This is a genomic window from Bdellovibrio sp. BIS2, assembly GCF_055398295.1.
In genome coordinates, this window is record NZ_AP035879.1 from 1629725 (window position 1) to 1643572 (window position 13848).

At 47.0% G+C, this 13848-nt stretch carries 14 protein-coding genes; 7 read left to right on the forward strand and 7 right to left on the reverse strand.

Features of this window, described 5'->3' with window-relative positions:
• Positions 1 to 64 precede the first annotated feature (64 nt).
• Both ACZ520_RS07785 and ACZ520_RS07790 read left to right on the forward strand, forming a co-directional pair.
• A complete protein-coding gene (locus ACZ520_RS07785) occupies positions 65 to 1132 on the forward strand; it encodes a hypothetical protein (protein ID WP_464127902.1) in 1068 nt (355 codons plus the stop codon).
• The gene (locus ACZ520_RS07790) at positions 1062 to 2273 is read left to right on the forward strand and encodes a glycosyltransferase (RefSeq protein WP_464127903.1); all 1212 of its coding nucleotides are present in this window, start codon (positions 1062 to 1064) and stop codon (positions 2271 to 2273) included. The genes ACZ520_RS07785 and ACZ520_RS07790 overlap by 71 nt, the downstream gene beginning before the upstream one ends.
• Here the strand turns inward: ACZ520_RS07790 and ACZ520_RS07795 are convergent.
• From ACZ520_RS07795 to ACZ520_RS07805, 3 genes are read right to left on the reverse strand one after another with little or no spacing between them, the layout of a single operon-like run.
• The gene (locus ACZ520_RS07795; RefSeq protein WP_464128402.1) at positions 2250 to 3491 is read right to left on the reverse strand and encodes a glycosyltransferase family 4 protein; all 1242 of its coding nucleotides are present in this window, start codon (positions 3489 to 3491) and stop codon (positions 2250 to 2252) included. The two genes, ACZ520_RS07790 and ACZ520_RS07795, sit on opposite strands and share 24 nt — an antisense overlap.
• Positions 3492 to 3524: 33 nt before the next feature.
• A complete protein-coding gene (locus ACZ520_RS07800; protein ID WP_464127905.1) occupies positions 3525 to 4154 on the reverse strand; it encodes an acetyltransferase in 630 nt (209 codons plus the stop codon).
• A complete protein-coding gene (locus ACZ520_RS07805; RefSeq protein WP_464127907.1) occupies positions 4151 to 4771 on the reverse strand; it encodes a sugar transferase in 621 nt (206 codons plus the stop codon). Before ACZ520_RS07805 ends, ACZ520_RS07800 begins: the two co-directional genes overlap by 4 nt.
• Positions 4772 to 4932: 161 nt before the next feature.
• On the opposite strand from ACZ520_RS07805, the gene ACZ520_RS07810 reads away from it, so the two are divergent.
• Together ACZ520_RS07810 and ACZ520_RS07815 are read left to right on the forward strand one after the other, a co-directional pair.
• The gene (locus ACZ520_RS07810; protein ID WP_464127909.1) at positions 4933 to 6144 is read left to right on the forward strand and encodes a DegT/DnrJ/EryC1/StrS family aminotransferase; all 1212 of its coding nucleotides are present in this window, start codon (positions 4933 to 4935) and stop codon (positions 6142 to 6144) included.
• A 68-nt stretch (positions 6145 to 6212) separates the two neighbouring features.
• Positions 6213 to 8015, forward strand: a complete 1803-nt coding sequence (locus tag ACZ520_RS07815) for a polysaccharide biosynthesis protein (RefSeq protein ID WP_464127911.1) — start codon at positions 6213 to 6215, stop codon at positions 8013 to 8015.
• 58 nt (positions 8016 to 8073) lie between these two features.
• Here ACZ520_RS07815 and ACZ520_RS07820 read toward each other — a convergent pair whose 3' ends face one another.
• The 3 genes from ACZ520_RS07820 to ACZ520_RS07830 all read right to left on the reverse strand — a co-directional run bounded on the left by ACZ520_RS07820 (position 8074) and on the right by ACZ520_RS07830 (position 11326).
• Positions 8074 to 9162 (reverse strand): DegT/DnrJ/EryC1/StrS family aminotransferase, encoded by a 1089-nt coding sequence (locus ACZ520_RS07820; RefSeq protein WP_464127913.1) that lies wholly within the window; start codon positions 9160 to 9162, stop codon positions 8074 to 8076.
• A 102-nt stretch (positions 9163 to 9264) separates the two neighbouring features.
• Entirely contained in the window at positions 9265 to 9735 is a 471-nt protein-coding gene (locus tag ACZ520_RS07825; RefSeq protein ID WP_417869473.1) for a hypothetical protein, read from the reverse strand.
• Positions 9736 to 9847: 112 nt separating this feature from the next.
• Positions 9848 to 11326, reverse strand: coding sequence for a nitronate monooxygenase (locus ACZ520_RS07830; RefSeq protein WP_464127915.1), 1479 nt, complete (start codon positions 11324 to 11326; stop codon positions 9848 to 9850).
• A 297-nt stretch (positions 11327 to 11623) separates the two neighbouring features.
• Between ACZ520_RS07830 and ACZ520_RS07835 the strand changes: the two genes are divergently transcribed.
• The 3 genes from ACZ520_RS07835 to ACZ520_RS07845 all read left to right on the forward strand — a co-directional run bounded on the left by ACZ520_RS07835 (position 11624) and on the right by ACZ520_RS07845 (position 13378).
• The gene (locus tag ACZ520_RS07835) at positions 11624 to 12094 is read left to right on the forward strand and encodes a mobile mystery protein A (RefSeq protein ID WP_464127917.1); all 471 of its coding nucleotides are present in this window, start codon (positions 11624 to 11626) and stop codon (positions 12092 to 12094) included.
• Positions 12091 to 12678 (forward strand): mobile mystery protein B, encoded by a 588-nt coding sequence (locus tag ACZ520_RS07840; RefSeq protein WP_464127919.1) that lies wholly within the window; start codon positions 12091 to 12093, stop codon positions 12676 to 12678. The genes ACZ520_RS07835 and ACZ520_RS07840 overlap by 4 nt, the downstream gene beginning before the upstream one ends.
• A 379-nt stretch (positions 12679 to 13057) precedes the next feature.
• On the forward strand, positions 13058 to 13378 hold the full coding sequence (locus tag ACZ520_RS07845; RefSeq protein WP_464127921.1) for a hypothetical protein: 321 nt from the start codon (positions 13058 to 13060) through the stop codon (positions 13376 to 13378).
• 1 nt (position 13379) lies between these two features.
• Here ACZ520_RS07845 and ACZ520_RS07850 read toward each other — a convergent pair whose 3' ends face one another.
• Complete coding sequence (locus tag ACZ520_RS07850; protein WP_417869466.1) at positions 13380 to 13802, reverse strand: PPC domain-containing DNA-binding protein; 423 nt, start codon at positions 13800 to 13802, stop codon at positions 13380 to 13382.
• Between the last annotated feature and the right edge of the window lie 46 nt (positions 13803 to 13848).

Sequence of the window (13848 nt, forward strand, 5' to 3'; positions counted from 1 at the left end):
TGAAGGGTGTCAGTTGTACAGGGAACGATTTTTTATAAATGTTAAATCCTTTACTGCACTCATTGTGTTTGCTGCGTTTGGTCTGCAAATGCTTTCGAACCCACTTCTTAATTACGTTAGTTTCGCGGTTATTGGTGGTGCTGTGTTCGGCTGTTGCTTGTTGTGTGGGGTTTCGCACAAGAACCTTGTCGCATTGCTGGTGCTGGCATTTTCTTTGTTTTGCTTTATGTTTGTGTCCAGCTTTGTTACTGGTAATGTCGGGCTGGGTTTCTACGTTAGTATCATCGCCTGCACGTTCCTTAGTATCCTCATGCTGCAATATGACCCTAAGCTGCTAATCCTCAAGACGTTGTATTACTTCCTTTTTGTTTTCCTAGTGTTGGTATTTTTCGCGCTTGTTGCGGGCGTTGATCCGGGCAAGCTGTGGCCGCAGTCCAGTCGAAACACCACCAGTGAAGTATTTGTTGTTCTGGGTGCAATCTTCCTGATTAATGGGCGTGTTTTGCGGCTTCTTAGGTTTAAGCCATTGTTTTACTCTCTGATAGTTGTCGTGAGTATCATGTCCATTGGTAGGTCAGGAATAATCACCTCATTAATGCTTTTTGGAGCATTTGGCTTGTATACGGTCAGCGCCGTCAAGAAGCGAAAGATTTTTTATCTCTGCCTGGTTTCTGCGGCATTGTGTTTGTATTTCAGGGACAAGATATTTACTTACTTTGGGTATCTGGAAGAAAAAGGCATTACAGATAGCTATAGACTGAACATGATTAAAGAGTTTGTTGCCAACTATGATTCTTCAGTCTTCATTTTTGGAGTCGATTTTTCAAGTCTTCCATATATTGCAAGCTTTAGTAATAACCCACATAATGCCTTTATTGGTCTGCATGGGGCTCTCGGCGTTGTTGCTGTTCTGCTGTTTCTAGGGGTGCTGTTGTCTTTGGTGAAATACACAATAAATGGAAAGTATGTGGCTTTGCTCGCTCTGCTTGCCATGCTGCTAAGATTGTCTACAGACGAGGCTTCTGGGTTGCTCTTGCTTCCAATGGTCTATGTTTCTCTTGATGGAGTTGGTTATTTGCTTAAAAGTGCTTCCAAGAGAAACTTTAATTACTACCTTAAAAGTCAGGCGTGAAAGAATCATGAAACAAAAGAAAATACTTTTTTTAACCCATACAAACATTGATGAAGACTCCAGAATCTTGAAGCAAATGGGTTGTTTGGGTAGTAATGGATTCTCCGTTTTTGGAGTTGGAGTCTGGGATAAAGAGGGGACAAGCAAAACCAACCTCACTAGAAGTTTTGAAACACGACTTGTTCACCTGTGGTCCAGGAAGCTTACGTTTTTACCAAAGTTGATTCGCCACAGTATCACGTTATTAGAGTTGACCATTAAGATGCTTGCTGTCTGTCTGAGATTCAGACCTGCTGTTGTTCACTGTAATGACACTTTGGTTCTTCCTTTGGGAGTTCTGGTCAAGTTGTTTACTGGCGCTCAGGTTGTGTATGATGCGCACGAGTTGGAGTCCAACAGAAATGGTCTAAGTAAAACGTTATCTGTGCTGACTCTAAAGGCTGAAAGGTTTTTGTGGATATGGGTGGACGCTCTCATCGTAGTCAGTCCCTCTATCGAAGCCTGGTATAAAAAAAATATTGGTCCGAAAAAAAGTGAAGTGATTCTGAACTCTCCGGTACTTTCCGGAAAGCTTGTCGAGAGCAGTGATTATTTGCGGAAGAAATTTGGTATTTCAGTCGATTCGAAAATATTCCTTTATATTGGCATCTTGGATAAGGGGAGAGGGTTGGATCTTATTCTTGATGCATTTAATTCTTCAGAGGTTCGATCGTCTCTTGTTTTTCTGGGATATGGAAAAATGGCTGAGAGACTAAGGGAAATTTCGTCCAAGGCTGGCAATATCTATGTGCATGATGCTGTACCTCATGAAGATGTGGTGCCGATAGCAAGTTCGGCGGATTTCGGTTTGTGTTTGATTGAAAACGTTTCCTTAAGTGATTATTTTTCATTGCCGAACAAACTCTTTGAATACACGTTTTCCGGTATTCCAGTGTTGGCGTCCGAGTTTCCCGATATCAAGTCCGTAATAGATCAATACAAGATCGGGACTTACTGCACCTTGAGTAAGGATTCTATCAGAGAAAAGGTCATCGATCTTCAGAGCAGCGATAGCATGAAAGCGTATTCAACAGATGCTCTGTATCCCTTGAGTTGGAAGGCTCAAGAGGAAAAGTTATTAAGACTTTATCAAAGCCTTTGATGGTCTTTCCAGGTTGGCAATGACTTCGGCGTAGGTTTTTGCCAATCTGGTATAGTTACGTTCTTTCAGGACCCATTGCTGTCCTTTTTCGCCAATTGTTTTGAGCTCTTCCTGGGAGAGTCCTTTATACTTTAAAATGACGTCGATCAAGGCTTTGGTGTCGAAAGCGGGTACAAACTCGCCGCAGCCGGATTCGTTGATCATTGATGGAAATCCCGAGTAAGAGGCGATGATTGGTTTTCCCGCTTTCATGTAGTCGATCATCTTGTTTAGTGACAAGCCGTACTCCCACACTTTTGTGTTGTATGTGGAAAAGTAAAGAAGATCAGCCTGTTCCAAAGCATTTTGAACCATATTTCTTGGAATCTTCGGGGCGAAGATCAGGTTGGGCAGGGGGTATTTTTGGATGTATTCGTTTCGAAGTGCTCCATCTCCTATAATGACGAAACGAATGTCTTTGTTTGACTGCATTTCTTTGGCAGCATCCAGAAAAGGTTCCAGCGCGTTAGTGATTCCGATGGTTCCTGCGTAAACGACATTAAAATAATTCCGGTCAAGGTAGGATGTTTTATAGTTTTCAGGAAGTGGAATGGCGTCTTTGAAAACTTCCATATCAATTCCCATTGGTACACAGGCAACAGGAGGATGATTTTTAACGATGGCTTGGACGTGGCTCGCCAGATTGGGCATGGTCCCTACGATGCAATCTGATTTTGTATAGGCCAGCTTCTCAATCAGGCTGAGGAAAAATACGAACGGATTTTTCCTGCTAAATCCGCCCTCTTCGATGATGGTCAGAGGCCAGATGTCTCTGACTTCAAAGATCAACTTGGCTTTGAATTTTCGTTTTAGATACAAGCCGTAGAAAATTGTCAGCAGTGAAAGGCTTGAAACAATCACGACGTCAGGTTTAGGAAGATCTTTTATTTTGAAAGTAAAGAGATTCCACTCGAAATGAAACCAACTGAGGATTCGTTTGATTGATTTTGCCACCGTATATTTGAGTGTTTTCAGGAAAATCAGCCTGTAGCCGTATTTGTTTTCTGTGTGGCTTTTGCCTTCAAATGAGGGGATTTCGCAAAGATTGTTTGAGTCCGACGAAATGACTGTGACGTTGTATCCGAGCTTGCTCAGCTCGGTCATCAAGGAGTGTCCGCGTCCTCCGAATGAAGTCGCAGTTTGAGGTGCAAAGTATTTAGTAACATACCACAGGTTCATTGCCACGCTTGGTCCTCAGTCTGAAAGAGTGTCTTATTTATTTTTTATTCTTGCTGGATTTCCAATAGCGCAAACTGCGTCGGGAATATTTCTGATCACGACCGATCCGGCACCCAACGTCACATGGGAGCCGACTTGTATCATCGGGATAACAACCGAACGAGCCCCGATAAGGGTCTCGGCACCGACTGACACTCCGCCGCAGAGGACAGTTCCAGGGGCGATGTGAGTGAACGCGCCAATTGAGCAGTCATGCTCAACAATTGCTCCAGAATTGAGAATGCAGCCGTCTTCGATGGTCGTGCCGGCGTTTACTATAACACCCGGCATTGCCACGGTCCCGGCACCTAGTGTTGCAGTTCTCGCAATGAGGGCTGAGGGGTGAATCAGAGTGGCCATTTTCAGGCCTAAGCCAGTTGCTTCCTGTTGCAGCTTTTTTCGTGCAGAATTGTTGCCGACTGCTATCACAGCATGAGCAATGTTATTCTCGTTGGTGTAGTTTTTTAGTTTCTGAATGTCAGAAATCACAGGCAAGCCAAAAAAGTCGGCTTGTCTGGGATTGTTGTCGAAAAAAGCAGCAATTGAGTATTCTGAAGCCGCTTGAATAATATCGACGATGACCTTTGAGTGGCCACCGCAGCCGAATAGGACTATTTTCTTCATGTGAGATCCGATTTTTTAGCAGGTTTAGTGTTTGCATCCGCAAAAGGTTCCATGGTTGGCGAGTCCTTTGCGGCAATGCCCTCTCGTCGGAATACCTTCCATGCTGTCATAAAAATGATTTTGATATCCAAAGCCAGTGTTTGGTTGTCTACATACCACACATCCAGGTTGAAGCGGTCTTCCCAGTTTAGCAGATTCCGTCCATTCACCTGTGCCCAGCCGGTTATTCCCGGGAGGGCCTCATGACGTCTGGCTTGGTGGGGGGAGTAGTGAGGAATATACTGCATCAAAAGAGGGCGGGGGCCGACGAAGCTCATTTCGCCTTTAAGCACATTGAAAATCTCTGGCAGTTCATCAAGACTGGAGCGACGAAGAAAAAGCCCGAATTTGGTCAGGCGCTGTGAGTCGGGTAATAGAGCTCCGTCTTTGTCCCTTGCGTCCGTCATGGTTCTGAATTTGTACATTTTAAACGGCTTGCCATGCTTGCCGGGGCGTACCTGGCAGAAAATCGCGGGTTTTCCAAGGAAGAAAATCACTCCCCAATAAATGAGCGCCATTGGGATGGCAAAGATGAGGCAACACAATACAGCCAGAATGAGGTCGAAGCCTCTTTTCATAGATCTCCCTGAGTGAAAATGACCCACAGGCTAGCGGAAAAAATATTGTCTCACAAGTGCTCTCGCGCAGCGCATCTTACAGAGCGCGATGCCGATATTTTGAGGACTGAAGGGTCTTTTTAAACTATGCTGCTTTGGTTTGGATTTGAAGAGGAAAAGTGATGAATAGCCTATTGGCAATTGATGGCGGAGTCCCGGTCAGAACAGCGGCTATCGCTCCATGGCCTTTTTACGATAAAGATGAAATCGACAAAACTTCATCGATACTTGCCTCCGGCAAGGTTAACTATTGGACCGGTACAGAGACCAAGTTGTTCGAAGAGGAGTTTGCGAACTTCCATGGAATGAAACATGGGATTGCACTTGCAAATGGTACGCTTGCTTTGGAGCTTGCGCTAATCGGTTACGGGATTGGTCTTGGTGATGAAGTGATCACCACCTGTCGTACCTTTATTGCCTCAGCCAGCTGTGTCGTTCGAGTTGGCGCAACTCCCGTCCTGGTTGATGTCGATCCGAAATCACAGAATCTGATGCCTTCGGAAATTGAAAAAGCTATCACCCCGCAGACCAAGGCTATTATCGCTGTTCATTTGGCTGGATGGCCTTGTGATATGGATTCAATTCTTGCGATCGCGAAAAAACATGATCTGAAGGTTATCGAAGACTGTGCCCAGAGTCACGGGGCCAAGTACAAGGGACGGTTTGCCGGCTCTTGGGGAGACATGTCCGCGTTCTCGTTCTGTCAGGATAAGATTATGTCTACCACCGGCGAGGGGGGGATTCTTCTTTTGAACGACACAGAACTGTATGAAAAACTCTGGGCCTTTAAAGATCATGGTAAAAGTTTTGATGCGGTTTTCAGACGCTCTCATCCTCCGGGTTTCCGTTGGTTGCATGAAAGTTTTGGCACCAATTGGAGAATGACTGAAATTCAAGGGGCCGTGGGACGTATCCAGCTTAGAAAGCTCAATGACTGGATTTTGAAAAGACGTTCTTTGTCAGAGGCGCTTAGAGAAGGCATCGCCGGGGTGCCGGGTTTGGTCGTGCATAAGCCGGAAGACTCTATCTATCATTCTTATTATAAGTTTTATGCAATGGTTGACAGCTCTGCATTGAAGCCTGGCTGGAGTCGTGATCGAATCATGGCGGCCGTTAATGCGGAAGGCCTTCCTTGCTTTTCGGGCAGCTGCAGTGAGATTTATCTGGAACAGGCCTTTAAAAAGGCAGGTCTGGGGCCAGCAGAGCGTTTTGGGAATGCTCAGCGTATGGGCGAAGAGAGTCTGATGTTCCTGGTGCATCCAACATTGGATATTGAATATGTGAAAGATCTGGTGAGCGCCATCACGAAAGTGATGAAAGTGGCGGCAGGTTAGGCAAGGGACGCGGTTTTTGTATGTTTATGCGACTGGCTGGATTACCTAGAAGAATTAAAATTTTGCTGATGTTGTTCAGTGATTTGGTTCTTCTGCCATTGGCACTGTGGTCTTCAGTTGCTTTGCGTATGGGAACGTGGAATCCAGATGTCACCACCTACATCTGGCTGTTTTTTGTACTTCCTTTTGTGACGATTCCTATCTTCATCCGAATTGGTCTTTATCGTGCAGTCATTCGATATCTGGATGATAAGATTATTTATACAGTTTTCTACGGAGTTACTCTTTCAGTTCTTCTGCTGACAGCAGTTATCGTCATGGGACGTGTGTCCGCATTGCCTCGATCTTCTTTGGTTATCTACTGGATTATGGCAATTGCATATATTGCCTCAAGCCGATTCCTGGCTCGTGGACTGATGCGCAGTCTTGAGAGGTTTGAGGATCGACGACAGCCTGTTGCGATTTATGGAGCGGGAAGAGCAGGGTTGCAGACCGCGCTGGCTTTGATGTCAGGTCCTGAGTTTCGTCCGGTGGCTTTCTTCGATGATAACCGCGAGGTTCAGGGAACGAACGTTGTTGGCGTGCGTGTATTTGATCCATCTGAGGCTATGGCCGTTATGAAGGCCAAAGAATGCAGGCAGTTGCTTATTGCGATGCCCTCTGCAAGCCGCTCCCGCCGCAAAGAGATCATCCAAAAATTTGAGCGTGAAGGTGTTGTTCTTAAAACGCTTCCCGGCATGGGCGAACTCGTAGATGGTCGTGTTCGGATCGAAGACATTCGTGAGGTCGGCGTTGAGGATTTGTTGGGCCGGGACCCGGTTCCACCCTACGAGGAGCTAATTAAGTCTTGTATTCGTGATAAAGTGGTTTTGGTGACGGGTGCCGGAGGATCAATCGGATCTGAGCTTTGTCGTCAGATCCTACTCAATACGCCACGTAAGCTGATCCTGTTCGAGCAGGCAGAGTACGCACTTTACAAGATTGAACAGGATATTGGTCGTCACCGAATCAATTTTGAAGTCGTGCCAATTCTTGGCGATGTTTTGAATTCAGAACATTTGGAGAAAGTCATTTCGAAATACGGAGTTCAGACTGTATATCATGCAGCCGCTTATAAGCACGTTCCGCTGGTTGAGGGGAATGTGGTTGCGGGTGTTATGAATAATGTCTTCGGTACGCTGTCTGCTTCGCGGGCGGCAACAAAAGGAAAAGTAGAGACTTTCGTTTTGATTTCGACTGACAAGGCCGTAAGGCCTACCAATATTATGGGGGCCTCGAAGCGCCTTGCTGAGCTTGTTTTGCAGGGTTTGTCTCAGGACAAAACTCATTCCACACGTTTCTGCATGGTTCGATTTGGGAATGTTTTGGGCTCGTCGGGTTCTGTCGTTCCTTTATTCAAGGAGCAGATTCGCAATGGCGGACCTGTCACCGTGACCCATCCGGAAGTTACCCGTTATTTTATGACAATTCCCGAGGCAGCCCAATTGGTTTTGCAGGCCGGCGCCATGGGTAAAGGTGGGGATGTATTTGTTCTGGATATGGGTGAGTCGGTGAAGATTGTTGATCTCGCCCGTAAAATGATTGAGCTCAGTGGGCTGGAAGTGCGAAATTCTGAAACAGGTCAAGGAGACATCAGCATTGAGTTTACGGGGTTAAGACCGGGTGAAAAGCTGTATGAAGAGCTTCTGATCGGAGACAATGTTTCCTGGACCTCCCACCCGCGAATCATGACGGCGGAAGAGGCATCAATTGAGTATAGCAAGTTGATTGTATCTCTGGATAATATGCGTGAAGCATGCGGCGCCGGTGATGAAAAGACAGTTCGGATAATGCTGAAGCAACTGGTGCCAGAGTATCAGTGTCCTCAGTGATAAGCTGAATATCTCACCTGCCGTAACTTCAATGTGACGGCAGGTGATAGCAAGAGTTTTAAGAAATCGCCTTTTTCACCGCCCTAACAACCTCATCCTGCGTCTCCTCATCCAAATACGGATGCATCGGCAAACTCACCACGCGGCTGGCCGCCGCTTCAGAAAGAGGATAAGTACCCTTATGATACTGACCCGCATAAACCGGCTGCAAATGCAGAGGAATCGGGTAGTGAACCGCAGTTGGAACACCTAGTTCCTTCATTTTCTCAATGAAGCTCTCACGGTTGTCGACCTCAATAGTATATTGCGCATACGCGGAAGTGTTCTCTGGAAGGATTTTTTGCGTTGGAGCAACACCTTCAAGAAGCTTGGAATAGCGTGCGCCGATTTTATGGCGAAGTTGAATCTCATCATCAAAGATTTCCATCTTAGCCAAAAGGATCGCCGCTTGAAGAGTGTCAAGACGGGCATTCATGCCGATATCGGTGTGATAATATCTTTTCGCCTGTCCGTGTGTTCTTAGAACCTTGATTTTTTCAGCAATCTTGTCGTCGTTAGTGAAGCAAGCGCCACCGTCACCGTAACAGCCCAGCGGCTTGGACGGGAAGAAACTTGTGCAGGAGATCGTCGTCAGGTTACAGGACTTTCTTCCTTTGTAAGTCGCACCAAAGCTTTGCGCCGCATCTTCAATGGTCACAATACCGTGCTTTGCAGCGATAGCTTCAATAGCATCATAGTCCGCGCACTGACCATACAGGCTGACCGGAATGATCGCCTTGGTTTTCTTGGTGATCTTTGCTTCGATAAGGTTTGCATCAATGTTGTAAGTTTCTCTGTCGATATCCACAAAGACTGGGACAGCGCCAAAGAAGCTGATGACTTCAGATGTTGCAAAGAAACTGAATGGAGTTGTGATGACTTCGTCGCCCGGTTTGATCCCAATCGCCATCAAAGCCAGCATTAGAGCATCGGTGCCATTGGCATTCGAAATACAATGTTTGGAGCCAGTATACTTTGCAAGACGTTCTTCAAGTTCGAAAACCTCAGGACCCATGATGTACTGACCGTTCGTAAGAACAGTGTTAATTCTTTCTTGAATCTGTTTTTGAATTCTTTTTTGCTGAGACTTTAGATCAATAAATTCCACGACATAGTCCTTTTGGATAGGACTAGTATCTTGTCGATAATTGGCCCAAAACTCAAGGGGCTGATTGGGGAATCATGGCTTGCGATGCGTTGCGCGGACGCATTAAAACCTCAACCGCACCCCAATCCCCAAATCCAGATCCACATCCGTCTCGGGCGTTAAATCCACCGCGACGGACACCTCCCCAAAGAATTCAATGTCGGGATTATTGATATTGTAAAGCAGCCCCAGCGGCGCACGCGGTCCGATGGCCAGCTCGCCATCGTGCTCGCCCTTGTTGAAATTAATCAATCGCACCCCAAGACCATAATACATCTCAATCGGACCTCCACCTTGCACAGCAAAAGTCCGGGCGCGATCCCAAAGATATGTAGCATGAATGTGCAGGCCGGAATGGTCGCCCGTGGCATAGGCAAGGGCCCCCTCGATAGAATGCTGTCCATCCAGGGAAGCTCGTCCTGAGATCCCTGTTGGATCGCCCAGCACAATCCCGATGGCATTGTCGGCAAGGGCGTTAGAGGTGGTAATCATCATTGATAGAGACAACGTCGCTGCTGCCATTAACTTCTTCATGAAGTCCTCCGCTGAAGTTCATTATCCGCATTGGGATTAATAATTCCATCGAAAAAATCAGCCTGTTTCAAGCTGAGTGGCAACAGTCAAAAATATCGACAGTTTATTAAACTTAAACTGTCAGCGGGGCCTCAGATTGAACGGCCACGTGTGCCGTGCCATCAAGGCCCAGCAGATAAGCCACAACGTCTTTAGCGCTGTAAGAACTTTTCCCACGCAACATACGAGCGACATTGTTCAAATCATCACCCGCCGTCAACAAAGGCTGCTCTTCCGTACCCCCGGCCTGGATCTGCCCCATGCCCACGTCGGCCATCAAAGCATTGCACAGACATTTGCGTCCGACCGTGTCTTCTTCCAAGCCGCCTTTTTTAACATAATCATTCACCGGTTCAGCAGGGCAGCGTTGGCCCACAGTGCCGTCTGGCTTTTGATAAGCATGGCGCAAATAACCCAGATCGCAAATACGTTTGCGGGAAAGATACAAAGCCTCTTCAGAAATAGTTCCAGAAAGGCGAGCCGCCTTAAACGGAAAACCTGTTGGTGAAGAGCGAGGATCGGTAAAGATCCAGCCGCCTTCAGGAGCCGTTTCGGTTGTGATTTTCTTCAAAGCCTGGGCTTTGTGTTCTTCCTTCACTCCGGATTCTTCCGAGAAGGCAAACAAAGTTCCCACCTGAACGCCGTGAGCACCTTGCGCGCGAACTTCCGCCAGCTTTTCCGGAGTCGCATAATAACCCGCCATCCAAAACGGAAGCTCCAAAGCCGCCATTTCTTTTAAGCACACTTCGTCGCGAGTTCCATAAACCGGCTCGCCGCGCTCATTCAGCTTCATCGGCCCGCGCGGAGGCGCGTTGTGGCCACCCGCCAAAGGGCCTTCCACGATAAAGCCGTCGACACGGCCCGTGGATTTCTTTTTCAGATTCGCAGCTAGAATTGCAGAAGAAACGATCGGGAAGAAGTAAGGGCGTTTCAGTGGGACAAGCTCAGTGCCCTCCATCACAGACTGTGGATCAAAAGATGTGATGCCATCTTCCGCCGCACCCGCGACCGGAACTTTCAAAGTTGCTTTTTGGTTCTGCGCAAGCAGATCCAAAGCGCCCGGGATTTCACGCGGAATACCCGCGCCCATGATCACGTAATCCACACCCGCCAGCAGACCACCGTAAAGGCACGCCAGATTCGGCAAAACCACTTTTTCCAAAAGGTTCAAACCGATCAAGCCATTGTGACCTTCGCGCGCCAGCCACACTTCAACAAAGCTTGCTGCGACAGTCAGTTGCAGCAACGCTTTCGGAGATTCCAGATTGAACATCGGAGGGCGTTTGTAAGGTTGATGAGCCTGACGACCCCCTTCAATGAAATAGGTGTCCAGAATTTTCTGAGCGATTTCCTGGGAAGGGAAGGCCTTCAAAGCACGACGGCAGTCGCCGGCAACATCGCCGTCTTGCAAACGACGAACTAGAACTGAATTAATCGCGGTGCCAGAAACAACGCCCAGTTGGCCTGTTTGTGAAACTGTCTTTGCCAAACGCCAGTCAGAGACTGCGATCCCCATACCACCTTGAATTACGATCGGATGATTAAATTGCATCCGTGCAATCTATCGGGGGCCGAAGTAGCCTTGCAAACATATAAGAGATCTCGGGTTGTTTTCCTGTCTGCGGCGCAGCGAGAGTTTTTAAAAAGGTCCAGTATTTACATATAATTTACATATCTATTGACCAAGGTCAGCTTCTTTAAATACAGTTGAAAAGTCCCAAGGGGAGTTTTCCCTCGAAAGCCCAAATAATCGTCTATCTATAAGTAGATAAAATATATCTATAGGTCTATCTATAAATAGACGATATGGTATATTATTTCTATCTATAGATAGACGATAGGGGGCTTTGTGAAATCAAAAACAGCTAAACTCAGACGAGCGCAACTGGATCGGCAGTTTGAAGCGGCTCAGGGGCTTCGTTCCGTTAAAACCCCCAAAACAGGTTGGGTGCGCGAAGTGCGTACGGCCCTGGGGATGTCGATGAATGACCTTGCCACGCGGCTGGGGGTGATCAAGCAGCGTATCGAGGGGCTTGAGAAAAACGAAGTGGCTGGAACCGTGACTATTGAATCCTTAAGAAAGGCGGCAGAGGCCATGAACTGTGATTTTGTTTATCACTTTGTCCCGAAGCAAGGGTTGCAAAAGACGTTAGAGTCCCAGGCAAACAAAGTGGCCGAAGAGATTGTCAAATCCAGCGAGCACTCGATGAGCCTTGAACTGCAAGGCACCTCCAAGGCCGCACAGAAAGCTCTGGTGGAGGAAATTGCATTTGAACTTTTGCGTAATGAAGACCGCCGTATCTGGAGTCTGAAGAAATGAAGATCCCGTCCATTCCCGGAGCCACGCCATTGGATGATGAGACCCTGCGCGGTCTGATCCCGGGTTTGACGACTCACGGGGAGCTGGATGAATTTGAGGCGGCCAATATCGCGCGAGCCATGTTGTGGGCAGAATCCAGTCGATCACTGAAGAAAGATCTGCTGAGCATGACCGGGCTGAAGCTTTTGCATCAGAAGATGTTTGAAGACACCTGGAGCTGGGCCGGGGACTTAAGGGTCCGTCAGACCAACATTGGTGTGCCCCCTCAGACGATTCAGAGTGATATGGCGATCTTGCTGGGTGACGTCGGTTACTGGCTTAAGAATCAGACTTTTTCAGTCGAAGAAATCGCCATTCGTTTTCATCATCGCCTGGTTTATATTCACCCATTTCCCAATGGCAATGGGCGCTGCGCGCGATTGGCAACAGATCTGTTTTTAAAGCAGCACGGGTATTCTGGTTTCACCTGGGGGCGCGCTAGTTTGGCCCTGTTAGGGCAATTGCGTAAAGAATATATTCGTTGCCTGAAGTTGGCGGACGCATCGGGTGACTATGGGCCTCTGTTAAATTTTGCCAAAAGCTAAAATCTTATCGGGCGAGATTCGGAGACTTTGTCCCGTCAGCCTGCATTGCTCAGCATTTCGTTGCTGCATAATCATTGCTTATCCCTATGGAATTACACAGATATTAAAAGTATGGCTATTTGCCATACAAATAGGTATAATCTATGAAGCGGATAAATCCCGACAAGAACAGTATAATCTTGCGTGAACGAGGGCATTCCATCGAAGAAGTGGTGACGGAAGGGATTTTGCTGGATGTGCGAGAGAACCCGGCATACCCGAGGCAGTTTGTGGAGATTTATCTTTTTAAGGATTATGTATGGGCCGTTGTGACCGCAGATAATCCGGAAAGATATATAACCATGTATAAGAGTCGTAAACTTAAGAAGGAGTATGGACTATGAAAAGAAAACGAATTCCCACTCAGAAAGAGCTGGAAGATAATTTTTCGAGCTGGAAGCCCGTCGGTAGAGAAAAAGTGGCAGCTGTCGTCGCTCGGAACGACGTTTTAAAACGGGAAAAAGAAAAGAAAGAAGCAAAGTTTACAGCTCGACTAACTTATGCGGATTTTGAAGGCTTTAAGGCAGTTGCGGAAAGAAAAGGCATTCCCTATCAAACTCTTTTGGGGTTTGTGATTCATGCCTATGTGCAAGGGCACCTCGTTGATGTCGAAGAGATTCGTAAAGTATTTCCTGCTATAAAATTTAAAAAAGAGGCTTGAGTCAGCGCTTCTTAATCACCAGTTCCTTGTATTGCGTGTGACCATCCACTTCCCGGTGGAATACCAGCTCATGATTTTCCATCAAGACGATTTCAGCCGTTGTGTAAATGAGGGAGCCATCCATCAGGTGGCCGCCAATCACTTGTCCTTCAAAATTGCTGATGGACATGTGCAAGTGAGCTCCATCAGGCCCCAGTGTTCCTGACAAAGACACGATTTCAAAAGGCCCTTGGAATTCGACGACATCCTTGCCGCCAGACATTCTTAAGTGCGCTTTCTCAACGCTGCCAACCGCGCTTACCACACAGGCCGCATGCAGGTGGTATTTCTGGCAATAGAACAAGAGTTCTTTTTTAAGGTCCTGCCCCGGTCTCAAACGGAAACAATAGCTGGTGTTGGAGCTGGAAAAAGGTTCAGTTGCCATAGGATTTCCCCTTATTAACGAAATGAAAACAAAAATTTATAAACTT